This is a genomic window from Amycolatopsis sp. NPDC023774 (assembly GCF_040639695.1).
Lineage (GTDB): Bacteria > Actinomycetota > Actinomycetes > Mycobacteriales > Pseudonocardiaceae > Amycolatopsis.
This window is the reverse complement of record NZ_JBFAAJ010000001.1, coordinates 382704-405676: the sequence shown is the minus strand read 5'-3', so window position 1 is coordinate 405676 and position 22973 is coordinate 382704. Positions and strand designations below refer to the sequence as shown.

20 protein-coding genes and 1 riboswitch are annotated in these 22973 nt (G+C 69.8%); of the genes, 10 read left to right on the top strand and 10 right to left on the bottom strand.

Going from position 1 to position 22973, the window contains the following annotated elements:
• From AB0F91_RS02045 to AB0F91_RS02030, 4 genes are all read left to right on the top strand, one after another.
• A complete protein-coding gene (locus tag AB0F91_RS02045) occupies window positions 1–1695 on the top strand; it encodes a GGDEF domain-containing protein (RefSeq protein WP_360593939.1) in 1695 nt (564 codons plus the stop codon).
• A gap of 46 nt (window positions 1696–1741) precedes the next feature.
• Window positions 1742–3235 (top strand): bifunctional UDP-N-acetylglucosamine diphosphorylase/glucosamine-1-phosphate N-acetyltransferase GlmU, encoded by a 1494-nt coding sequence (gene glmU / locus AB0F91_RS02040; RefSeq protein ID WP_360593937.1) that lies wholly within the window; start codon window positions 1742–1744, stop codon window positions 3233–3235.
• Window positions 3232–4212 carry a ribose-phosphate diphosphokinase gene (locus AB0F91_RS02035; protein ID WP_360593936.1) on the top strand — a complete coding sequence of 327 codons (981 nt, stop codon included), beginning with the start codon at window positions 3232–3234 and terminating at the stop codon, window positions 4210–4212. Before glmU ends, AB0F91_RS02035 begins: the two co-directional genes overlap by 4 nt.
• 97 nt (window positions 4213–4309) lie before the next feature.
• Entirely contained in the window at window positions 4310–5164 is an 855-nt protein-coding gene (locus tag AB0F91_RS02030) for a TIGR03621 family F420-dependent LLM class oxidoreductase (RefSeq protein WP_360593935.1), read from the top strand.
• Between the two features lie 196 nt (window positions 5165–5360).
• Here AB0F91_RS02030 and AB0F91_RS02025 read toward each other — a convergent pair whose 3' ends face one another.
• Entirely contained in the window at window positions 5361–6002 is a 642-nt protein-coding gene (locus AB0F91_RS02025; RefSeq protein WP_360593934.1) for a TetR family transcriptional regulator, read from the bottom strand.
• Window positions 6003–6085: 83 nt separating this feature from the next.
• Here AB0F91_RS02025 and AB0F91_RS02020 point away from each other — a divergent pair, with 83 nt between their 5' ends.
• Both AB0F91_RS02020 and AB0F91_RS02015 read left to right on the top strand, forming a co-directional pair.
• Window positions 6086–6937, top strand: coding sequence for an AMP-binding protein (locus AB0F91_RS02020; RefSeq protein ID WP_360593932.1), 852 nt, complete (start codon window positions 6086–6088; stop codon window positions 6935–6937).
• A 206-nt stretch (window positions 6938–7143) separates the two neighbouring features.
• On the top strand, window positions 7144–8004 hold the full coding sequence (locus AB0F91_RS02015) for an alpha/beta fold hydrolase (protein WP_360593930.1): 861 nt from the start codon (window positions 7144–7146) through the stop codon (window positions 8002–8004).
• Window positions 8005–8064: 60 nt separating this feature from the next.
• Here AB0F91_RS02015 and AB0F91_RS02010 read toward each other — a convergent pair whose 3' ends face one another.
• Window positions 8065–8709, bottom strand: a complete 645-nt coding sequence (locus tag AB0F91_RS02010; RefSeq protein ID WP_360593928.1) for an NAD(P)H-binding protein — start codon at window positions 8707–8709, stop codon at window positions 8065–8067.
• Between the two features lie 101 nt (window positions 8710–8810).
• Window positions 8811–9938 carry a hypothetical protein gene (locus tag AB0F91_RS02005; RefSeq protein WP_360593926.1) on the bottom strand — a complete coding sequence of 376 codons (1128 nt, stop codon included), beginning with the start codon at window positions 9936–9938 and terminating at the stop codon, window positions 8811–8813.
• A 350-nt stretch (window positions 9939–10288) separates the two neighbouring features.
• On the opposite strand from AB0F91_RS02005, the gene AB0F91_RS02000 reads away from it, so the two are divergent.
• From AB0F91_RS02000 to AB0F91_RS01990, 3 genes are all read left to right on the top strand, one after another.
• Entirely contained in the window at window positions 10289–10897 is a 609-nt protein-coding gene (locus AB0F91_RS02000) for a 50S ribosomal protein L25/general stress protein Ctc (protein ID WP_360593924.1), read from the top strand.
• A gap of 10 nt (window positions 10898–10907) precedes the next feature.
• Window positions 10908–11501, top strand: coding sequence for an aminoacyl-tRNA hydrolase (pth, locus tag AB0F91_RS01995; protein WP_360593922.1), 594 nt, complete (start codon window positions 10908–10910; stop codon window positions 11499–11501).
• Window positions 11502–11681: 180 nt separating this feature from the next.
• Window positions 11682–12047 (top strand): DivIVA domain-containing protein, encoded by a 366-nt coding sequence (locus AB0F91_RS01990; RefSeq protein ID WP_360593920.1) that lies wholly within the window; start codon window positions 11682–11684, stop codon window positions 12045–12047.
• Window positions 12048–12226: 179 nt separating this feature from the next.
• Here the strand turns inward: AB0F91_RS01990 and AB0F91_RS01985 are convergent, their stop codons facing one another.
• The 4 genes from AB0F91_RS01985 to AB0F91_RS01970 all read right to left on the bottom strand — a co-directional run bounded on the left by AB0F91_RS01985 (window position 12227) and on the right by AB0F91_RS01970 (window position 18041).
• Entirely contained in the window at window positions 12227–13915 is a 1689-nt protein-coding gene (locus AB0F91_RS01985) for a fatty acyl-AMP ligase (RefSeq protein WP_360593918.1), read from the bottom strand.
• A 67-nt stretch (window positions 13916–13982) separates the two neighbouring features.
• A complete protein-coding gene (locus AB0F91_RS01980; protein WP_360593917.1) occupies window positions 13983–15776 on the bottom strand; it encodes an ABC-F family ATP-binding cassette domain-containing protein in 1794 nt (597 codons plus the stop codon).
• Window positions 15777–15813: 37 nt separating this feature from the next.
• Complete coding sequence (locus AB0F91_RS01975; RefSeq protein WP_360593916.1) at window positions 15814–16782, bottom strand: 4-(cytidine 5'-diphospho)-2-C-methyl-D-erythritol kinase; 969 nt, start codon at window positions 16780–16782, stop codon at window positions 15814–15816.
• 248 nt (window positions 16783–17030) lie between these two features.
• Window positions 17031–18041, bottom strand: coding sequence for an ATP-binding cassette domain-containing protein (locus AB0F91_RS01970; RefSeq protein ID WP_360593915.1), 1011 nt, complete (start codon window positions 18039–18041; stop codon window positions 17031–17033).
• Window positions 18042–18255: 214 nt separating this feature from the next.
• Window positions 18256–18346: riboswitch (SAM riboswitch) on the bottom strand.
• A 387-nt stretch (window positions 18347–18733) separates the two neighbouring features.
• Between AB0F91_RS01970 and AB0F91_RS01965 the strand changes: the two genes are divergently transcribed.
• Window positions 18734–19318 carry a TetR/AcrR family transcriptional regulator gene (locus AB0F91_RS01965; protein ID WP_360593914.1) on the top strand — a complete coding sequence of 195 codons (585 nt, stop codon included), beginning with the start codon at window positions 18734–18736 and terminating at the stop codon, window positions 19316–19318.
• Here the strand turns inward: AB0F91_RS01965 and rsmA are convergent.
• The 3 genes from rsmA to AB0F91_RS01950 form a co-directional block, all read right to left on the bottom strand.
• A complete protein-coding gene (gene rsmA, locus AB0F91_RS01960) occupies window positions 19309–20148 on the bottom strand; it encodes a 16S rRNA (adenine(1518)-N(6)/adenine(1519)-N(6))-dimethyltransferase RsmA (RefSeq protein WP_360593913.1) in 840 nt (279 codons plus the stop codon). The genes AB0F91_RS01965 and rsmA overlap by 10 nt on opposite strands.
• A 35-nt stretch (window positions 20149–20183) precedes the next feature.
• Complete coding sequence (locus AB0F91_RS01955) at window positions 20184–21569, bottom strand: transglycosylase family protein (RefSeq protein WP_360595111.1); 1386 nt, start codon at window positions 21567–21569, stop codon at window positions 20184–20186.
• Window positions 21570–21983: 414 nt separating this feature from the next.
• Window positions 21984–22820 carry a TatD family hydrolase gene (locus AB0F91_RS01950; RefSeq protein WP_360593912.1) on the bottom strand — a complete coding sequence of 279 codons (837 nt, stop codon included), beginning with the start codon at window positions 22818–22820 and terminating at the stop codon, window positions 21984–21986.
• Between the last annotated feature and the right edge of the window lie 153 nt (window positions 22821–22973).

Genomic DNA, 22973 nt, shown 5'->3' with positions numbered 1-22973 from the left:
ATGTCCGACGCGTGGCTGGTCGGGCGCGCGCGTGAGCTGATCGCCGCCGTCCAGCGCCAGGAGTTCGACAAGCAGCTCGAGATCGTCGCGATCATGGACGAGCTGCTCGACGAGACCCTGCGCCGCGGCGAACCGACGCTGGTGGCACAGCTGCTGCGCGCATCGGCGTTCGCGCGGCTGGTCACGCGCGGGCTGGCGGCCGAAGCGGAGCCGCGGCTCGACGAAATGCTCGCCCACACCCGCCGCCACGGCCTGTCGCTGCTGCGAGCCGACGCACACGCCCTGCGCGGGCGCCGGCTCGTGCTGGCCGCACAGGAGGACGCCGCGCTCACCGAGATCGCCCGCGCGCTCGCGATCCTCGACGATTCCACGATCCCCGACCGCCAGATCGGCGTGCGCAACTGGAACCGCATGCAGTCGATGGCGCTCATCGACTGCTGGATCGTGCTCAACCAGCTCGGCGTGTACGAAGCCGCCGAAGAGGTCATCGGCCGCGCACACCAGGCGATCCGCGAGAGCGCGAGCCCGCACGAGATCACGCTGCAACTGATGAACCGCGTGAAGATGCTGCTGGGTTGGGGTCTGCGGCTCGAGCGCATCGAGCGGTACGACGAGGCGGCCGAGAAGTTCCGCACCGCCGCGTCGATGGCGGTGGCGGCCGAGGGCCCGTTCGCCGAGTCGCTGTTCCCGCGCAAGGCCGGGGTCTCCGCCGTGGACCAGGTGGGCGTGCTCGCTTCCGCGCTGGCGCTGCACAACCCGGCCGCGGAGCACGTCGACCGCCTCGAGCAGATGCGCCACGGCCACCACTTCCCGCACGAGCAGGAGATCGTCGCCATCGCGCTCGCGCGTTGCCTCGACCGCGCCGGTCGCCGCGAAGAAGCGCTCGACGTGCTGCGCGAGACGCGCGAGGCGATGTCCGAGGACATCTCCCAGCCGTCGATGCGGCTCAACATCGCCCGCGAGCTCGCGCGGCTCGACACCACGCCGGATTACGCGTCGGGCGCCAGCAAGTCGCTGATCGACTACGCGACCACGCTCGAGTCCGAGATGTGGACGCTGCGCGAGTCGCAGATCGCCACGCTCAACGCGCGCCGCGAGCACGAACGGTTGTCGGCCGAACACGGTGCGATCACGCAGCAGGCGCTGCAGGACCCGCTCACCGGCCTGCCCAACCGCCGCGCGCTCGACGAACGCCTGCGCGCACTGGCGTCGTCAGCCGACGCGCAGCCGCTCGCCGTCGCGCTCGTGGACCTCGACGGGTTCAAGGGCGTCAACGACAAGCAATCGCACGCCGAGGGAGACAACGTGCTCCGCGTCGTCGCGAGCACGTTGCGTGACGCCCTGCGTGGTGACGACGTTGTCGCGCGCTACGGCGGGGACGAGTTCATCGTCCTGCTGCCGGGCGCGCCCGCGTCGGCCGCGAAGATGGCGCTGGGGCGCGCGGTGAAGTCGGTGGCGCAGCTGCCGCACCACCTTTCGCACGGCGTCACCCTGTCCATCGGGCTGGTGTCGCTGCGGCCGCAGGAGCGGGCCGAGCAGGTGCTCGCGCGCGCGGACGCGGCGATGTACGAAGCAAAACGCGGTGGGGGCAACCAGGTCGCCTCCGCCAATTCGATGGCGGGCGACGCCGGCGCGAGCTGGCCCGCGGAGAGCATCCCGGCCGACCCCTCGTGGGGCGTCGAGGAGCCCACGTAGGATCGTTGCCCGTCGGAACGAGCCGGTGAAATCGTTGGGAGTCTCGTTGAGCGGCCCGCTGAGCACGCTGATCCTCGCCGCGGGTGAGGGCACCCGCATGCGTTCGTCCACTCCGAAGGTGCTGCACCCGATCGCCGGGCGCCCCTTGGTGGAACACGCCGTCCGCGCCGCGGCCGGACTGAACCCCGAACACCTGGTGGTGGTGATCGGCCACGGCCGCGAAGCCGTCGGTGCCGAGCTCGCGCGCGTCGGCGAGGTGCTGGGCCGCGAGGTGACCACCGCCGTGCAGGCCGAGCAGAAGGGCACCGGCCACGCCGTGTCGTGCGCGCTGCACGAGCTGCCCGCCGGCCTCACCGGCACCGTGCTCGTGAGCTACGGCGACGTGCCGCTGCTCGACACCGAGACCCTCGCCGCGCTGCTGGCCGAGCACACCGGTTCGGGCAACGCGGTCACCGTGCTCACCGCCGTGGTCGCCAATCCCGCCGGCTACGGGCGGATCGTGCGCGACGACGCCGGAGTGGTCCAGTCGATCGTCGAGCACAAGGACGCGACACCGGCACAGCACGAGATCACCGAGATCAACTCGGGCGTCTACGCGTTCGACGCCGCCGTGCTCGCCGACGGCCTCGCGCGGCTGTCGACGGACAACGCGCAGGGCGAGCTGTACCTCACCGACGTACTGGGCATCGCCCACCACGACGGCAAGGGCGTCGGCGCGCTCGTGGTAGACGACCCGTGGGTCACCGAGGGCGTGAACGACCGCGTGCAGCTGGCGACGCTGGGCGCGGAGTACAACCGCCGGATCGTGCGCCGCTGGCAGCGCGAGGGCGTGACCGTGACCGACCCGAACACGACGTGGATCGAAGCGGACGTGACGCTCTCGCGCGACGTGCTGCTGGAGCCGAACACACAGCTCAAGGGCACCACGTCCATCGGCGAGGGTTCGGTGGTCGGACCAGACACGACGCTGACCTCGGTGACCGTCGGCGCGGGCGCCTCGGTGGTCCGGGTGCACGCCGACGACTCCGAGCTGGGCGACGGCGTGAACGTCGGCCCGTACACGTACCTGCGGCCCGGCACCAAGCTGGGCGCGAAGGGCAAGCTGGGCGCGTTCGTGGAGACGAAGAACGCGCAGATCGGTACCGGCACGAAGGTCCCGCACCTCACCTACGTGGGCGACGCGACCGTCGGCGACCACAGCAACATCGGCTGCTCCAGCGTCTTCGTGAACTACGACGGCGTGAACAAGCACCACACCGTCGTGGGCTCGTATGTCCGACTCGGTGCAGACAACACGCTCGTGGCGCCGGTGCGGATCGGTGACGGCGCTTACAGTGGAGCGGGTGCGGTCATCCGGGACGACGTCCCGCCTGGTGCACTAGCGGTGTCGGCGGGGCCTCAGCGCAACGTCGAGGGCTGGGCGGTCCGGCGCAGGCCGGGCACGCCCGCGGCGGAGGCGGCGGAAGCCGCGCTCGCCGCGAGTGAGGACACCGCCGTGTCCGTGTCGGAAGCAGGAAACGACGGGGAGTCGCCAGCATGAGTCCGAAGTCAGGCACGCCGAAGAAGAATCTGATGCTCTTCTCCGGCCGTGCGCACCAGGAGCTCGCGGAAGAGGTCGCCAAGCACCTCAACGTGACGATCACCCCGCAGACCGCGCACACGTTCGCCAACGGTGAGCTGTTCGTGCGGTTCGAGGAGTCGGTGCGCGGTACCGACGCGTTCGTGATCCAGGCGCACACCACGCCCATCAACGAGTACGTGATGGAGCAGCTGATCATGGTGGACGCGCTGAAGCGCGCTTCCGCCAAGCGGATCACCGTGGTCATGCCGTTCTACCCGTACGCGCGGCAGGACAAGAAGCACAAGGGCCGCGAGCCGATCTCGGCCCGGCTCATCGCCGACCTGTTCAAGACCGCGGGCGCCGACCGGATCATGACCGTCGACCTGCACACCGCCCAGATCCAGGGCTTCTTCGATGGTCCGGTCGACCACCTGATGGCCCAGTCCGTGCTCGCCGACCACATCAAGGCGACCTACGGCGACGCGGACATCACGGTCGTTTCGCCCGACTCGGGCCGGGTTCGGCTGGCGGAGAAGTGGGCGCAGCAGCTGGGCGACCGGCCGATCGCGTTCATCCACAAGACGCGCGACCCGGACAAGCCGAACCAGGCCGTGGCCAACCGCGTGGTCGGCAAGGTGCAGGGCAAGCTCTGCGTGCTGATCGACGACATGATCGACACCGGCGGGACGATCGTGAAGGCGACCGAGGCGTTGATCGAGGAAGGTGCCGCGGACGTCGTCATCGCCACGACGCACGGGATTCTGTCGGACCCGGCGACCGAGCGGCTTTCGCAGTGCAAGGCGCGTGAGGTGATCGTCACGAACTCGCTGCCGATCCCCGAGGAGAAGCGGTTCCCGGGGCTGACGGTGCTGTCGATCGCGCCGATGCTGGCGGAGGCGATTCAGCAGGTGTTCGAGGACGGTTCGGTGACTTCGCTGTTCGACGGGGCTGCTTGAGAGTTCTCGGGTTTTCCTTTCGCCGTCGGTGGATTTCGGTCCGCCGGCGGCGAAACTGTCTGTGCTGCGCGGCGCGGTGGGGCTAGGTTCGTGCGGCATGGGGAACTTCAAGTTCGGTGTCAGTCTGCGGACTGTCGATTCGTCGTTCGCCGGCTTGTGCCGGCGGGCCGAGGAGCTGGGGTACGACGCCATCAGCGTGCCCGACCACTTGGGAGACGGGCGTCCGGCGCCGTTCCCGGCGCTGGTGGCCGCCGCGGCTGCCACTTCTCGGCCGCGGGTGGGGACGCTGGTGTCGAACCTGCCGTTCTACAACGTCGCTTTGTTCGCGCGGGACGTCGCCAACACACACGTCCTGACCGGTGGCCGCTTCGATCTGGGGCTGGGTTCGGGCCACATGAAGTCGGAGTTCGACGAGGCCGGGTTGCCGTGGTTGAAGGCCGCCGATCGGATCGCTTACCTGCGCGATGGTCTGACCGAGCTGCGTGAGCGGTTGGGTGCGGATCTTCCGCCGCTGCTGATCGCGGGCAACAGTGACGGGGTGTTGTCGCTGGCCGCGTCGGACGCGGACATCGTGGGATTCGCCGGTCTGCGGCAGGCTCCGGGCAAGCCGCCGGGCACGTTCGTGCTGGACCCGGCTTCGGAGATGGACTCGCGGGTGTCGTACTTCCGGTCGCTGGCCGGAGATCGGGACATCGAGTACAACATGCTGATCCAACGGGTGGTCGTGACCGACGATCGCCGCGCGGCCGCCGCGGAGTGGCAGGCGCTGACGGACCCGGAACCCGGCGTCGACGACCTCCTCGAAGCCCCGCAGCTGCTGCTCGGGACGGTCGACGAAATCGTCACGCAGCTCGTCGAACGCCGGGAACGGTACGGGTTTTCCTACATCACGGTGTTCGACTCGATGATGGAGACGCTGGCGCCGGTGGTCGCTCGGTTGCGCGGCCGTTGACCATTGCCACGCTTTCGGCGGTTGGCCCACTGTCGGCACGCCACAACAACGTTTGCCGGGATCGCCCGATCGTCGGTACGCCGCGGTAGTCCTCGAACAGCAGGCTCGGTCGGCGCTGCCCGGAAGGCGTGGCCGGCAGAAGATCCAACAGATCGTCATGGCATTCGCGCTCCGAGCCTCATGCAACAAGCGATCTTCAGTCCCCGGCCACCCTTTCCGCCGCGGAGCGCACGGCAGCCACCGCATCGCCGGCGATCAACGTCAGGACGCGGCCCAGCAGCCCCTCCGGGACGGCGTCCTCGTCGATGTCGGCCTCGACGGCCAGGCCGTTGCTCAGCGCCAGCAGGATCACCGCGAACTCTTCGGCCGGCAACGGCAACGAGAAACCGAACCCCGAAGCCAAGCGCTCCAACGCGGCCGTGATCGTCCGGCGGACAGCACGGCGGCGGTCGCGCAGAGCAAGCCGGCGGTCGGCATCGTGGTGCGCCAAGGCGAAGAACTCCGCCAGCAGCCGGTGCCACACCGCGTCCGTGCGCATTTCGTGCACCAGCACCGCCGCGACGTCGGCGAGGCCGGCCGCGCCCGTGCCGGCTGAGGCGAAACTCGCGAGGCTCTCGGAAAGCCGGTGCGCCGCGTGCTCCTCCATCAGGGCCAGCACCAGCTCGTCCTTCGACGCGAAACTGGAGTAGACCGCGCCTTTCGTGAGGCCGGCGGCGGCCGCGACCTCGGTCAGCTTGGAGGCCGCGATGCCCTGGTCGCCGAAGACCTGGAACGCCGCGTCGAGGATGCGTCGGCGCGTTTCGGCGCGCGTCGGCCGCGTGCGGCCCGGTGCGGGCATCGAGGTTAATCCTCCTGATCAAGGGCTTGACTTTCCCGAAGCCAACTCAATACCTTCAGGTATCCAATACCGGGAGGTATCCGATGTCAAGCGCACAGCGGTACCTCGACAACGGCACCGAGCGCGAGCGCACGTTCGCCCAGCTCCACGAAGACGTCGACCGTGTGGCGACCAGGTTGCGCGACCACGCGGGCAGGGGCGACAAAGTCGCACTGCTCGCCCCCGCGAGTCCGGAGTGGACGATCTGCGACCTCGCGATCGCCCGCACCCGCGCGATCTGCGTGCCGATCCACCCCACCAGCACGCCGCGGCAGATCAGCTGGATCCGCGAAGACTCCGGGGCCGTCGCGGCGTTCGCGGGCAAGCCCGGGCGGATCACCACGATCCCGGTCCTCGGCACCGAAATTCCCGGCACACAGCCAAATCCCGGGCCACGACAAGATCCGCGACCCGACGACGTCGCCGCCATCGTCGACACCTCCGGCACCACCGGCGACCCCAAGGGCTGCGTGCTGACACACGGCAACAGCACCTCGATCGTCGCCACGCCGCGGCAGCTGACCGATGTCGGCCCTGACGACGTCCCGTTCGCCTACCTGCTCACCCGGATGCTCCAGTACTTCTGCCTCGACACGGGCGCCACCATCACGTACTCCAGGGGCAACATCCGCACTGTCCTCACCGAACTGGCCGAGGTCGCCCCCACCTACGCACCTTCGGTTCCGGCGAGGTCCGAGAAGATTCACACCGCCATAGGCGGACTCGAGGTCGACGAAACGCGCAGAACCCGCCTCCGCCAAGCGTTCGGCGGCCGCCTCAAGCCCGTCTTCGGGCTACCACGACAACCCCCCGGCGCTCGCCGCGGAAACCGGGATCAACACCGACAAACCCGGCTGGCACCCCGACGAACGACTGCGCTCGGTCATCGCCCGTGACGTGGCGTCGGTGAACGCACGCTATTCTCCGCCCGGCGAATCCGGGACTTCGCGCTCGTACCCGAGCCGTTCTCCGTCGAGTCCGGTGAGCTGACCCCGACCCTCGAGATCCGCAGTGACGTCGTCGCCCGGCGCCACGCCGTGCTCTACCCACCCCCTGAACCACCGGCAACGCCGCCGGTGACCGTGAGGAAGGACCCTTCTGCATGAGGAAACTGCGGACCAAAGCGGCCGTGCTGGCCGCCGTGGCGCTCGTGGCGGCCGCGTTCACCGCCGCGCCCGCGCAGGCGGCCGGCGGCAACAACGACCCGTCGTGCCGCCCGAGCGCGGCCCACCCCCGGCCCGTGGTCTTCCTCCACGGCCTGGGCGCCACCTACTACGAGGACCTGAACTTCCTGCAGTCGGCCGTCGCGGCCAAGGGCTACTGCACCTTCAGCCAGACCTACGGTGCCTACCCGGGCTTCCCGGTCGTCGGTGGCCTGCGCCCCATCGCCGACTCGGCGGCCGAGATCAAGCAGTTCATCGGCCAGGTGCTCGCGGAGACCGGGGCGTCGCAAGTGGACATCGTGGGCCACTCCGAGGGCGGCTTCCAGTCCCTCTACGTCACGAAGACCCAGGACATCTCGGACAAGATCGGCTCGGTCGTGTCCATCGCGCCGCCCACGCACGGCACCACGTTCGCCGGCCTCACGAAGCTCGCGTATTTGCTCGGGCAGGGCGAGCGCGACGCCGTCGGCAAGGCCCTGGCCACGCTCGGCTGCCCGGCGTGCGACGACCTGATCACCGGCGGCGCCGCCGTGAAGAAGCTGACCACCGGTCCCATCGCGCAGCCCGGCGTGAAGTACACCGTGATCACGTCACGCTACGACGAGCTCGTGACCCCCACCGACACGGCGTTCGTGCGCGAGCCGGGTGTGGTGAACGAGTACGTGCAGGACACGTGTCCGTTCGACCCGGTGGGCCACATCGGCGAGGCCTACGACCTCAACGTCTGGAACCTCGTCACCAACGCCCTCGACCCGGCGCACGCCACGAAGTTCTTCTGCGCCGTCGGCTCCCCGGGCTGATCAGCGCTCCCGTGAAGGGCACCTTTGAATCCTTCAGTGGTGCCCTTCACGGAGCAGACCTCAGTACGCGACGGTGAAGCGCGCCCGGCTGTGGCGCGGCTCGTCGATCTCGTCCACGAACGCGATCGCGAAATCGTCACCACTGATCTGCGAACGGCCCTCCTCGTCGGACAGCAGCACGTCGCCACCCACCCGGAACGACCCCGTGCGCTCGCCGGCGTTCCAGGCGCCGAACTCCGCCGCCGGGCTCACGTAGAACCATTCGACGTCGCCCGGCAGCTCACGCAGGGCCGCGAGGACCTCGGCATGGCTGCTCGCCTCGGCCTTGTACTCCTCGGGAAAGTCCGGCGTGTCCAGCAGCCGCGGACCGCCCTCGGCCACCAGCAGCGACGCCGCGCCGCCCACGAACGACAGCCGCGCACCGGCCGCGCGGGCCGCGTCGGCGAGCGCCGGCAGCGCGTCGAGCAGCCGTTGCCCCTCCTCGTTCGCCCGGCCCGGGGTCGCGACCACGATCACGTCGGCACCTTTGGTCACGTCGGCGACGAACCCGGCGTCGTGCATCGAGCCCGTGCGGGCCTCGACCTCGGCCGGCAGGCCCTCGGTCTTGCGCGCCACCCCGACGACCGCGTGCCCGCGCCGCAGCGCCTCGTCCGTGATCCGGCCACCGGCATACCCCGTCGCGCCGAAAACCACCAGATTGCTCATGTCCCCGCTCCTCCTGGTCGAACTCTCAGCCGAAGGCGAGGGTAGAGACGGGAGATCCACTACTTCAACGAAACCAACGCACCGCCGGGTAGGTGTGCAGGTCAGCCGCCGAGCTGGGCGAACGACGTCGCCAGCTTGGCCTTCGCCGCGTTCGCGTCGAAGGGCACGCGCACCTCGCCGACGGCCGTCGGCTTCGCGAGGACCTGGTAGCTGGCCGTGCGGTTGGGCAGCGAGAACTTGACCGAGCACGACATGGTGAGGGTCGCGTCGGCGGCCGCGTCGCCCTGTGTGGAGCAGGTCTTCGAGCCGAGAGAATCGGCGCTGACGTCGATCGTGAGCGTCACGTGCACCACCGGCTTCGAGCCCGGGCTGTTGCCGACGACGCTGTTGGTCACGTCGACGGTGGCGGTGCACGAGCCGACGAAGTCCTTGCAGTCGAGGCGGTCGTTGGTGACCACCACACTCGCCTGCGCGAGCCCGTCGAACGGCTGCCCGAGCCCGCCGACGGTGTTGTCGAAGTCGGTGTGGAACTTCTTGAGCGCGTCGCCGGTCAGCGGCTTCACCTGGAACCCGGTGCCGAGCTTCGGGCCGCCCAGCGGGTCGAGCAGGGCCGGGGCGAACGAGACCACGCGGTAGGGCTTCGCGGTCGTCACCTGCAGCGTGCCGAGGCCGCCGCCGAGCTGGTAGACCTCCGTGCCGTCCTCTAGCTTGCGCTTCACCGGGTCGGCCGTCTGGTTGAGACTCGACAACGATTTGGCCAGCCCCATCGAGAGCCGGCCCGGGGCGAACTGCGGGCCGGGGTCCATCGGCAGCTCCGTGCCGACGGTGTGCACCCAGCCGCCACCGAACTGGGCGCTGTTTTCCTCGAGGCCGTGCGACTTCCAGTAGTCGGCGTCGGCGGAGAGGTAGAGATCGTCCCCGAGCTCGGTGACCTGCACCACGTGACCTTCGAACGGCAGCGCACCGAACCCATCGCCGTCGCGAGTGAGGCGGAAACCGAGCCCGATCGGCTTGCCCGAGGCGTCCTTCACCGTGGTGTCGAACTCCAGCGCGGGCGCCCGGCCCAGCGCGTCCAACGCGGCATCGACGGCATCTCGCTGCTCCGCCAGCCGGTCGGCTATCTGCTGGTCAGCGGGCGAAACCCCCGCCGAACCGACCACTGAGACCTGGCACCCCGTGAGGACGCCACCCAGCAGCACGACCGCCGCGGCGATCCATCGAGCCCGCATTCTCGCCCCTCTATTTCCGCGGGAATCATCCCATGCCCGCGGCACGCGCCTGCACCACCGGAATTGTGTCGTCATCACCGGCAGGACCAAGGTTTAGTCGTGCGGGGCCACCCGCCGCAACCTCCTTGTCGAACGAGGGTTTACACTTCTCGAGTTGTCTCGGCGAGGCGGGTGCACCGTGTGGTGCCCAGCGTGATCGACGCGGCGGCTCGAGAAGCCCCGTGGAATGTGCACGCCTGGAAACTCGCCGCCGTACGCAGCTGATTTTCGAAGTACACCGCCCAAGCAGAGATCGACGATCCCCGCCGCCACCTGCTGCACCGATTTGTGATTTGAAGGAGTGCTACACCGTGTCCGAGGTACGTCTTACCGTCGAGCCGCGCACCGAGTTCGGCAAGGGCGCCGCGCGGCGCACCCGTCGCGCCGGCAAGATCCCCGCGGTCCTCTACGGGCACGGCTCGGACCCGCGGCATTTCGCGCTGCCGGCCCTCGAGTTCGCCCGCGTGGTCCGCGAGAACGGCAGCAACGCCGTGCTCACCCTCGACCTCGAGGGCTCCAGTGAGCTGGCGCTGACCAAGACCATCGTGGTCCACCCGCTGAAGAACTACATCGAGCACGTCGACCTGCTCGTGGTTCGCCGCGGCGAGAAGGTCACCGTGGACATCCCGGTGGTCGTGACCGGCACCGCCGGCCCGGGCGGCCTGGTGAACCAGGACCTCGACACCCTCCAGATCGAGGTCGAGGCGCTGCACATCCCGGAGCAGATCGAGGTCTCCGTCGAGGGTCTCGAGATCGGCACCCAGATCACCGCCGCGCAGGTCACCCTGCCGCAGGGCGCGGTCCTGGTGACCGACGCCGAGGCGCTGGTCGTGGCCGTGAACGAGCCGCAGCGTGAAGAGACCGGCGACGAAGAGGCCGCCGCCGAAGGCGCCGAGGCTCCCGCCGGGGACGCCGAATAAACTCACTTCCGTGAGTGAAGACCTGCCTGGGGCCGGCGAGCTGATCGTGCTCGCCGGCCTCGGTAATCCCGGGCCCCAGTACGCCGGCAACCGCCACAACGTCGGCTTCATGGTGCTCGACGAGCTGGCCACCCGCATCGGGGGCAAGTTCAAGGCGCACAAGAGCGGCGCCGAGGTGCTGGAGGGGCGACTCTCAGGCCGTCGCGTGGTGCTGGTGAAGCCGCGTTCGTTCATGAACCTCTCCGGCGGTCCCGTGGTCGGCGCCGCCCGGTTCTTCAAGGTCGAGCCCTCGGGCGTCGTCGTGGTGCACGACGAGCTCGATGTGCCGTTCGGCGCCCTGAAGCTCAAGCTCGGCGGCGGCGACAACGGGCACAACGGCCTGCGCTCCATCACCAAGTCGCTCGGCACGCGTGAGTACTACCGCGTGCGGTTCGGCATCGGCCGTCCGCCGGGGCGCCAGGACCCCGCCGATTTCGTGCTGAAGGACTTCTCGACGGTCGAGCGCAAGGAGCTCCCGTTCGAAATCTCCGTGGCCGCGGATGCGGCCGAAGCACTGCTCTCGAAGGGGCTCACCGCGGCCCAGAACGAGTTTCACGCAGGTTGATCGGCCGGTTGCGCTCTGTTGGTGATCATGAGTGGCGCTGCGTAGTTTTTGCTCACTCGATGGGCGGCTTATGGGGCCCTGATCGAGTCGTCCGGCGCGTGCGGGCTTCCCGGCGCCCCGGTGACCGGTTAGGACGGAATGCGGGAGTCCGCACACCGACCCTGAATCGGAGAATGTTTCATGTCGTTCACCGCCGAGGACCTCATCGAGGTCACCTTCGGTAACGCCCCGATCGGCCGCCGCGGCTATGCCAAACAGGAGGTCGACGAGTTCGTGCGGCGCATCGCGAAAACGATCGCCGAAGAGGACGACCTGACCGCGGCCGAAGTTCACCACGTCATGTTCAACAAGCCGCTGATCGGCAAGCGCGGCTACGACGAACGCGAGGTCGACCAGTTCCTGGACGCCGTGGAGGAACAGCTGGCCGACCTGTCCGGCCGACGCGCTCCCGCCGTCCCCGGCGCACGCGACGAGCACGAGGCGACAGCCTCCCGGGCACCGCGTCCGGAGGTGACGGAGAACGCCGAGTCCTTCCAGGACCGGTAAGTCTTCTCGGCTTTGACGGCGTCGTTCCCCCGCGGCGCTTTCCCGGCCGGTTGCTCAGCTTTCCTCCTTCTTCCTGAAACAACCCCGCCCTCCGGACTCCCAAGCCCCGAGAACACGGAACCGGCCCGCTCAGTGTGGTGAGCGGGCCGGTTCCGTGTTCGTCGCGGTCGAAGCCGGCGTCAGTGTTCTGCGTTGTGGGCGATCTTGTCCGCGTACTGCACCGCAGTCGCAGCTCGTTTGACCTTGCCCGACGGAGTCTTGGGCAGGCTGCCGGCCGGGAGGACCACCACGGCGAACGGGCGCATGTCCACCGCGTCGCGAACGCGAGCGGCGACCTGCTTCGACAGCGCGCGTTCGGCCTCCGCGTCGCCCGCCAGCTTGGACTCCACGACGACGGCGAAGCGTTCGCGGCGGCTGCCCGCGTCGAGGCGGACGGCGACGGCGTTGCCGGCACGTACGCCCTCGACCGAGGTGGCCGCGCGTTCGATGTCGGTGGGGTACAGGTTGCGGCCGCCCATGATGATGACGTCCTTGCGACGGCCGCAGATGACGATCTGGCCGTCGATGAGGTAACCGAGGTCGCCCGTCTTCATCCAGCCGTCGGCGTCCTGGGTGTCGAGGGGGCCGTCGACGGTGAGGTAGCCCGGGGTGACGGCCGGGCCGCGGAGGCGGATTTCGCCGACTTCGCGGTCGCCCAGCAGCGAACCGTCAGCGGCGACGATGCTCGCCTCAAGGCCGTCCAGCGGGCGGCCCAGCACGGCGAAGGAGCGCACGGCGTCAGTGCCCCGTCGAGGGTCGCCCTCGGGGACCGGGACGGCGCGGTCGTCCGCCTCCAGCGCGTCAGCCTCGACGACGTCCAGCGTGAGACCGGTGAACAGCGGCGCGAAAGACACCGCCAGCGTCGCCTCGGCCATGCCGTACGCCGGGAACACGCACTCGGCCGGCATCTTGAAGCGGGCGCCCGCGTCGACGAAGGTCCGCACGGCCGTCTCGTCGATCGGCTCGGCGCCGTTGAGCGCGATGCGGAGCTTGGACAGGTCGTAGGCGTTGTCGTCCTCGACGCGGGCCATGCGGCGGCCCACGATGGCGTACGCGAAGTTCGGCGCGGCAGTGGTGGTGCCGTTGTACTTGGAGATCAGCTCGGGCCAGATCAACGGGCCGGACAGGAACTCGACGGGCGTGATCTTCACCAGCTCGACGCCGAAGGTCATCGGCACCGTCAGGAAGCCGACCATGCCCATGTCGTGGAACGTCGGGAGCCACGACACCATCACGTCGACGTCGAAGTCGAACTCCGCGCGGTCGACCATGGCCTTGACGTTGGTGTAGAGGTTGCCGTAAGTGATCCGCACGGCCTTGGGGTCGGCCGTCGAACCGCTGGTGAGCTGGAGCAACGCGGTGTCGCCCTCGTCGGTCGGCACGACCTCGCCCAGCGGCTCCGCCTCGGCCAGCTCCGTGATCAGGCGGTGCTCGATGCCCTTTTCGGCCAGCACAGGCGCGAGCTGGTCGAACGGCTCGCCCAGCACCACCAGCCCGGCGCCGATCATCCCCAGCACCTTGACCGTGTCCTCGGCCCACTCGGCGAGGTCCGTGCGCGCCGTCGGCTGGTGCAGCATCGTCACGCTGCCGCCGGCCAGCCACACGGCCTGCACGGTGGGCGCGATGAGCACCGGCGCCGCGGCCAGCACGGCCACCGCGCTCCCGGGCTTCAACCCGCCTGCGACCAGGCCTCCGGCGATCTTCTTGGCCTGGTCGTGGACCTCGGCCCAAGTCCGGCGCACCGGCTCCTTGGGCTCGCCCGTGACCATGCCGCGCTGCTGACCCCGCCCCGTCGCCGTCTCGACGAGCGTGTCCACGAACCGACTCATGCGCGACAGATTACTGTCTGGGTGTCAACGCTTGCCCGCGGTGGCGCGAACAGCACCGATCAAGCCGTCATTCGAGCGCTTCCGACGTCTCCAGCCACTTCGCCTCGACGTCTTCCTTCTCCGCGTGCACGCCCTTCAGCTCCGTGTTCAACGCGATGAGCTTGTCCGGGTCCGTGGCCGCCTCGAGCAGCGCCGCGTGCAGCTTCTCCTCGCGCGCGGCCAGCTGGTCGAGCTTGCGCTCCAGCCGTCCGAGCTCCTTCTGCGCGGCCCGGATCTCCGCGTTGCTGCGCTTGGTCTCGGCCTTCCCGGAAGCCGCCGACGCACCCCGCCCCGGCGCCATGTCACGGCGCCGCGGCGTCGCCTCGCGCAGCTTCGTGCGGCGATCGAGGTACTCCTCGATGCCGCCGGGCAGGTTCGTCACCTGGCCATCGCCGAACAGGGCCACGGTGGTGTCGCAGACGCGCTCCACGAGGTAGCGGTCGTGCGAGACCACGACCATGGTGCCGGGCCAGCCGTCGAGCAGGTCTTCAAGCTGCTGGAGGGTGTCGATGTCGAGGTCGTTGGTCGGCTCGTCGAGCAGCAGCACGTTGGGCTCGGCCATGAGCAGCCGGCACAGCTGCAGCCGGCGCCGCTCGCCACCCGACAGATCACCGACGGGCGTCCACTGCCGTTCGGCCGGGAAGCCGAGCTTCTCGCCCAGCTGCGAAGCCGTCATCTCCTGCTTGCCGAACACCACGCGCCCGGCCACCTGCTCGATCGCCTGCAGCACGCGCAGGTCGCCCGGCAGGTCGTCGAGCTCCTGGCGCAGGTGCGCGAGCGCGACCGTCTTGCCCTCGACCCGCCGCCCGGTTTCCGGTTCGATGTCACCGCCCAGCAGCTTGAGCAGCGAGGTCTTGCCCGAACCGTTCACGCCGACGAGACCCACGCGGTCACCCGGCCCGATGCGCCACGTCACGTGGTCGAGCAGCGTCCGGTCGCCGACGCTGAGCGTCACGTCTTCCAGCTCCAGCACCGTCTTGCCGAGGCGGCGCTTGGCGAACGCCATCAGCTCCACGGAGTCGCGCAACGGCGGCACGTCGGCGATCAGCGCTTCGGCGGCTTCCACCCGGTAGCGCGGCTTCGACGAGCGCGCCTGCGGGCCGCGGCGCAGCCAGGCCAGCTCCTTGCGCGCCAAGTTCTGGCGCTTCTCCTCGGCCGTCGCGGCCAGGCGCGCCCGCTCGGCCCGCGCGAAGATCCAGTCGGCGTAGCCACCTTCGTACTGCTCGACGCGCCCGTTCGCGACCTCCCACGTGAGGCCCGCGACGGTGTCGAGGAACCACCGGTCGTGGGTCACGACCACCACGGCGATCCGGCGGGCGAGCAGGTGGTCGGCCAGCCAGCGGACACCTTCGACGTCCAGGTGGTTGGTGGGCTCGTCGAGCACCACGAGGTCGAGCTCGCCGGTCAGCGCCGCGGCGAGCGCGACGCGACGGCGTTCGCCACCGGAGAGGTTCGCGGTCGGCGTGTCGAGCCCGATGGCGGTGATGCCGAGCCCGTCCACAATGGACCGCACGCGCGCGTCGGCGGCCCATTCGTGTTCCGCGCCATAGCGTTCGAGCACGACGTCGCCGACCGTGCTGCCCGAAGGCAGCTCGGTTCGCTGGGTGACGACGGCCATGCGCAGGTCACGAACATGGCTCACCCGACCGGAATCCGGCTCGCTCAGACCCGCGAGCACCTCCAGCAACGTCGTCTTGCCGCCTCCGTTGAGACCGACCACACCGATGCGCTGTCCTGCGGCGACGCCGAGCGAAACGCCGTCCAGCAGCGGTTTCACGCCGTACGACTTGCTCACCGACTCCAGGTTGACCAGGTTGGCCATCCGATTCAGCCGATCCTTTCCACAGTGGACTAGAGGTTCAGGCGTGCACGCGCGGTGGCGCGCCACGGGGTGCGTCGTCGCCGCCGACCAGCCGGGCGCCGGGCACCGGGCCGTGGGCGACGCGCACCGTCCGGCAGACGCCGGCGCCGGACAGCTCGGCCGCCACCTCGACGGCGGCCTGCGCGTCGGCGCAGAGGAACGCGCACGTGGGTCCCGAGCCGGACACGCAGCCGGCCAGCGCGCCCGCGTTCACGCCCGCGCGCAGCGTGCGGCGCAGGCCGGGGCGCAGCGACACGGCCGCCGCCTGCAGGTCGTTGCCCAGCAGCAGCGCGAGCTGGCGCGGGTCACCCGACGCGAGGGCCTCGACCACGGGCGTGTGCGAGCCGATGCGCGGCGGGTTGCCGTCGGCGCGGAGGCGGTCGAGCTCGCCGAACACCTTCGGCGTCGACAGGCCTTCGGTGTCGAACGCGAGCACCCAGTGGAACGTGTGGCGCGACAGCACCGGCACGAGCTGCTCACCGCGGCCCGTGCCGAGCGCGGTGCCGCCGTAGAGCGCGAACGGCACGTCGCTGCCGAGCTTGCCCGCGATGGCGGCCAGCTCGTCGCGCGTCACGTCGAGCTTCCACAGCGAGGCCAGGCCGACGAGTGTCGCCGCCGCGTCGGCGCTCCCGCCCGCCATGCCACCGGCGACGGGGATACCCTTGCGGAGCACGATCCGCACCTTCGGGTCGTCGCCCTCGGCGCGACCGGCGTAGGCGGAGAGCTCCTGAGCCGCGCGCCAGGCGAGGTTGGTGGCGTCGGTGGGCACCAACCCCTCCCCCTCGCCGAAGACCTCGAGCCCCGGCTCGTCGGTGGCCGCGACGGTCACCTCGTCCGTGAGCGACAACGCCTGGAAGACGGTGACCAGGTCGTGGTAACCGTCGTCGCGCAGGTCACCGATGGCCAGGTGCAGGTTGACCTTGGCCGGGACCCGGACGGTGACTGGTGGTGGAACTACGGCGAGCACCCGTCAAGCCTACGTGGCCCGGCGCCTGGGCTCCCCACCAGGAGAAAACAGTCGTTCTCAGGACGGCGGTCCCAACCTTCCGGACGCCCGCGCCCTCCCCCCGGACCCCTGTCCCACCCGCCCCACTGTGGCGTTGGTTGCGCTCAACGCACCCAACGCGGCGTTCGGTGCGTTGAGCGCACCGAACGCCGCATTGGGGCGCTCTGGGTCAGGCCGGTGGGCCAGACGGACGGCTCAGGGGCGTGGGGTCAGGCGGCGACGCTCTGCGCAGCCCGCACGGCCGGCGTCACGTGGGCGCCGCGGTCGGCGATCCACGCCAGCGCCGCGTCGGCCCGCTCGCCGCGGACACCGATGCGGAAACGCGCGATCGGGGTGTCGCCGATGCGCGTGAGACCGCCGCCGATGGTGGCGACCTCCACGTCGAAGCGGCCGGCCGCCTCGGGCAGCAGGGCGCCGACGGACGCGAAGCCGATCAGCACGACGTCGGCGGACCGGTCGTACTTCGCGGCCTGCGCGCGGGCGGTCTCGATTGCCGGCAGCACCGCCTGCGCGGTCCAGCTGCCCGGCGAGGCGATGAGGTCGAGCACGTGACCGCGTTCGACGACCACGCCGTCTTCGAGCACCGCGACGTCGTCGCAGACGCGGCGGACGACCCCGGCGTCGGGGGTCGTCAGCAGGACGGTGGTGCCCAGCTCGGCGCGGGCCCGGTCGAGCACGGCGAGCACCGCACCGGCTTCCTCGGGGGCGATGCCGGCGGTCGGGTCGTCGGCGAGCAGCACGGCCGGGCCGGCGGCGAGCGCCTTGGCCACGGCGACGCGGCGCAGCTGGCCGGGGGTGAGGTCGGCCGGCTTCTGCGCGGCGCGGGCGGTGAGGCCCACGAGGTCGAGCAGGTTGCCGACGCGGCTCTTGCGCTGCGGGCCGTCGACGCCAAGCTGCTCCAGCGGCGTGGCGATGTTGCCGGCGACGGTGCGCTCGGCGAGCAGCTCCGGCTTCGTACCGACGACACCCAGCTGACGGCGGACCTCCCGCAGCCGTCGGCCGTCGAGCGCACCGGTGTTGAGGCCGTCGAGCCGTACGACACCTCGGTCCGGGCGCTCCTGCAGGGCGATGCAGCGGGCGAGCGTGGACTTGCCGGAGCCGGCGGGGCCCACCACGCCGAAGAGGGAACCGGCCTGCACGTCGACGCTCACATCACGCAGCGCAGCGACCGGATTTCCGTTGAGGGGAAAGGACTTGGACACGTTTTCGACAGTGATCACGAAGAGAGCTCCAGGCAGTGGGCGCAGCACCGTTTCCAGGCGCGCCGGGCGTCACCGAATCACCGTCCTTTTCGGACGGTGCGCAGAATTGCGTAAGAAAAGATCAGGCGATGACTGTGGAGCGTCGACACGCACATACCGTGCGGCGACCTTCATCGACGACGCGCCGCCGGGTCAACAGGAGCGGGCGGGCTACCCTCTGCATCGGAAACAGCCTCCATCGGTCCTGGCTGTAGCACCTGCCCCATGGGGAGTGGTTGCTGCGACTTCGGCGAGCCAGGTCTCTCAGTCGCTCGGGATGGACTTTCTGAGTAAAGCCGATCCCACTGGGTGAACGCAAGCGCGTTGGTGCAGATCACACGAGTGGTGGTGCCCGGATACCGGGACACTCGTAGCCACATCGTGGACCCCGAAGGCTCCGGCACCGAATCTCTTCCGCGCGGCGAATCCGGCCACCAATTCCACTGTGGACGCTGCCGAACCCTGGTGGAGCCGCGATTCCGGCCCGATGATCCGGGAGTGGCGCGCGCGTGGGTAAATGACGGTTCGGCAAGGTAGTTCGCCACGGCGAGACACCGCGTCTTCCCGGCCGGACACCCACTCCCGTCCGCGAGCCGACTCCGGACTTGCGTCACACCGCTGATGATACGCGTGTATCGGATACAGTCGTACCACAACAGCGGAGGAGGACCATGGCGCGGCGCGTCGACCACGAGCAGCGCCGGCGCGAGATCGCGACGGCGGTGTGGCGCATCGCGGCCGAACGCGGACTCGACTCCGTGAGCATGCGCGAGGTGGCCGCCGAGGCAGGCGTGTCGCTGCGGCTGGTGCAGTACTACTTCGAGACGAAGCACAACCTGCTCGTGCTCTCCCTGCGTTATCTGCACGAACGCGGCGAGCAGCGCGCGCAGGCCCGCATCGCCGCGCAGGTCGACCAGAGCGTGCGCGGCGTGGTCCGGACGCTGCTCACCGAGCTGCTCCCGCTGGACGCCGAGCGCGAGCTGTCACTACGCGTCCACCGCGCGTACTTCAGCCGCACCCACAGCGACCCTGCGTTGGCGAAGGTTTTTCTCCACACCGAGACGCCGATCGAGGACCTGCTCACCAGCCTGTTGCGCCGCGCGGCTCTCCCGCCCGGCGTCCAGCCACGGCAGGAGGCCAACCTCCTGGTCGCGGGCTTCACGGGCCTGGGTCTCGACATCCTGCACGGCCGTTTCACCCCACCCGAAGTCCTCGCGACGCTGGACTACCACCTGGCGCGGCTCTTTCAGGCTTGAGCCGCGAGCCGCACGAAGTCGTGCACGTCGAGCTGTTCGCCGCGCGTCTTCGGGTCGATGCCGGCCGCCACGAGGAGCTCGCCCGCGCGATCGGCCGAACCGGCCCAGCCGGCGAGGGCCGCGCGCAGTGTCTTGCGGCGCTGGGAGAATGCGGCGTCCACGACCTCGAACAGCCGCTGCCGCTCAACGCCCTCCACGGGAGTGCCACGTTCGAAAGCCACGAGGGACGAGTCGACGTTCGGCACCGGCCAGAACACCGACCGCGGCACGGCACCGACCTTGCGCGCCGGGCCGTACCAAGCGAGCTTCACGCTGGGCACGCCGTAGATGCGGCTGCCGGGACCGGCGGCCATGCGGTCGGCGACCTCGGTCTGGACCATCACCATCCCGCGCTGCAACGACGGCAGCTCGGCCAGCAGGTGCAGCACGACGGGGACCGCGACGTTGTACGGGAGGTTCGCCACCAGCGACACGGGCTCGGCCGGCAGGTCCGCCGCGCTGATCCGCAACGCGTCGGCGCCGACCACGGTCAGCTGATCCGCGACGGAAGCGGCGCGTTCGGCGGCAGTGCGCGGAAGCCGCGCCGCCAGCTTCGGATCGATCTCGACGGCCACCACACGCGCACCGGCGTCGAGCAGTCCCAGCGTCAGCGACCCCAGCCCGGGGCCGACCTCGAGGACGACGTCGCCCGGCTGAACCCCGGCCAGCTCGACGATGCGGCGAACCGTGTTGGGGTCGTGCACGAAGTTCTGGCCGAGCTTTTTCGTCGGCCGGACGTCGAGCTCGTCCGCCAGCCCGCGGATCTCGGCAGGCCCCAGCAGTTCAACCACCGGGGAAGCCTACCGAGCCGCGGGAAACGCGGAACTCAGGCCCGCTTGCCGCAGACCGGCCAAGCGCTGTAGCCACCGCGGGCGTCGCGGACCTTCTCGGCGATCGCGATCTGCTGGGCACGCGAAGCCTGGTTCGGGTAGGCCGCGTAGGCGTCGCCGCCGTAGGCGTCCCAGGTGCGCTTGTCGAACTGGAGGCCGCCGTAGTAGCCGTTGCCGGTGTTGATCGACCAGTTGCCGCCGGCCTCACACGCCGCGATGCGGTCCCACGCGGAACCGTCGCCGATCGCCGGGTCGGCGGGCTTCATCGTGCCCACCTTGAGGATCTTCGGCTTGGCATCGACGAGGACCTTCACCGAGACCTGCTCGCGGGAGACCTCTTCGCCGTTCTTCTTGGTGACCTTGTAGGTCACCATCTTCTGGCCCGGGGTGCCCGGGTCCTGAACGGTCGTCTTGCCCTGCTCGAGCGTCGGGTCGTCGACCTTCTGCACATCGGGGTCGATGGTCTCCTGCTGGTTGACCATCGAGACGCCCATGCGGCTGACGTGGACTTCGGCGCCGTCCTTGAGGGAGACGTTCAGACCACCCTCGACCGCGTCGTCCGGGCCGAGGTTCATCTTGAAGTCGGAGAGGAACTCCTTGGTGGTCACCGCATTGGTGGTGAGCTGGCGCGGCGCGTTGCTGCCGTCGAAGAGCGTGATGTGCTTGAGGGTCTTGACCTGCACGGTCGAGCCCTCGAGCGGCAGCTCGCCGTTGGCAGGCATCGACGTCCAGGCGCCCTTGCCCATCATGTCGGCCATGCCGAGCTGGGTCATGGCCTCGCCCAGCGTGGTCGCGCGCACCCAGGACGGGCGGGACACGCCGTCGACGACGAGGTTCAGCTGGCGGCCGCGCTCGAGCTTGATGACGCCGCCGTCGCCGACCTCGGCCTGCGGCGAGGGCGAAAGCGAGTCGTGGGCGCCGACAGAGAGGCCGGCGTCTTCCAGGACCTCGCCGACGGTGTCGCCGTAGCTGTGGACGGTGAGCTCGTGGCCGTCGACGTCGACGGTCACGCTCTTGTTCATCGCCAGCGCCGCGGCACCGCCGCCGCCGACGGAGATCATGACGGCCAGCACGGCGCCCTTGAGGAAGCGGCGCTTCCAGGTGCGGGTGGCCTCGCGCAGACCTTCCTCGACGGCGACCTTCTTGGCCTCCGGAGTGGCGGTGCGGTCCTCGGCGAGCTCGTCCGGGAGGGCGAGCGGCGGGAGCATGGTCGTCTCGGCGTTGATCAGCCGGATCAGCTCGTCGACGTCGACGTCGATCTCGGCCATCATCGCGTCGGCGTCCGGGCCGAGAGCGAGGAGCACGTCCTGCTCCGTCACGTACAGCTCGTCGGAAAAACCGAGGTCCCCGTATGCGGTGTCTGCGAGCTCGCGGTCGAGCACGGCCACCGAACCAGCGGAAGTGAAAAGGGTCTGCGCAGCACCACGATTCTCGGTGCTATGGCGCGAGCCACCCTGCCTACTACCAGTCACTGGGTCGTTCCCTTTCCCAGGGCAGGACGTGTCACCACGACCTGTTCCTTCGTCGCGACGCACCATTCGGCGCGCCTCTCAAGTCCGACACCCCCAGCCAGCGCCATCGTCACGGTCCCGAGTCGTACCAACCTCGGTGCCGCTTCCCCGACGTGCACTGACGTGACTGTGGGCGTATCAGCCGGATCCGCGTCCGCGGTTCCGACCGGCACGATCACGGGACAGTAACGGAGGTCGCCGGGTTGCGCAAACACCGCCCGGAGTGTCGTGACCTGTGTCACTCGTCAGTGTGGGCTAGTGCGCTCCCCGAACGTCGCAATCCGTTCAACCCGTTGTGACACTGGGCAATTGGTAGACGCGCTCGGCAGTGGTCCGGACCGCTTGGGCCACTTCGTGGACCGCTTCGCCCCTCAGCGCCGCGAGGTGCCGGACGGTGTAGGCGGTGCAGTAGGGCTCGTTCGGGCGCCCACGGAACGGGTGGGGGGTCAGGAACGGCGCGTCGGTCTCGGCGAGGTACTGCCCCGCCGGCGCCAGTCGCGCGGCCTCGTGGAGCCCGCGAGCGTTCTTGAAGGTGACGGTGCCGGCGAACGAGAGCACGTAGCCCTTGTCGAGGCAGCGCCGCGCGATGTGCTCGTCCCCGGAGAAGCAGTGGAAGACGACGGTGTCCGGTGCGCCCTCTTCGTCCAGGATGCGCAGCACGTCCTCGTGGGCGTCGCGGTCGTGGATCATCAGCGTCTTGCCCAGGCGCTTGGCGAGGTCGATGTGCCAGCGGAACGCGTCCTGCTGGGCGTCGTGGGGCGAGTAGTCCCAGTAGTAGTCGAGGCCGGTCTCGCCCACGGCGACCACGCGCTCGGCCGACGCCAGACGCTCCACTTCGGACTTGTCGGCGGCGCCGAAGTCCTTGGTGCGCGTGGGATGCACGGCGACGGCGGCGAACACGCGTTCGTCCCACGTGGACGCGTCGACGGCCCAGCGCGCCGAGGCGAGGTCGTCGGCGACCGTGACGACCCGGGCCACGCCGGCGCGTTCGGCGCGGTCGACCATGGCCGTCACGTCGGCGGCGGTGACGGCTCCGCACGCGTCGAGGTGGGTGTGGGCGTCCACGACCGCGGCGGGCAGGCGGTCGGGTATCGGCGGCAGTTCGCGCTTGTCTTCACCCATGCAGTTGAAACTACTGCGTGGCCTCGCCGCGGCGTCCAGGGTGGTGGCGGTGAAAAGCGCCCCAATGTGGCGTTCGGTGCGCTCAACGCACCGAACGCCACAATTGGGTGGCGGGACACCACCCATGCAGCGAGGTGGGGAAGTTGAAGAAGG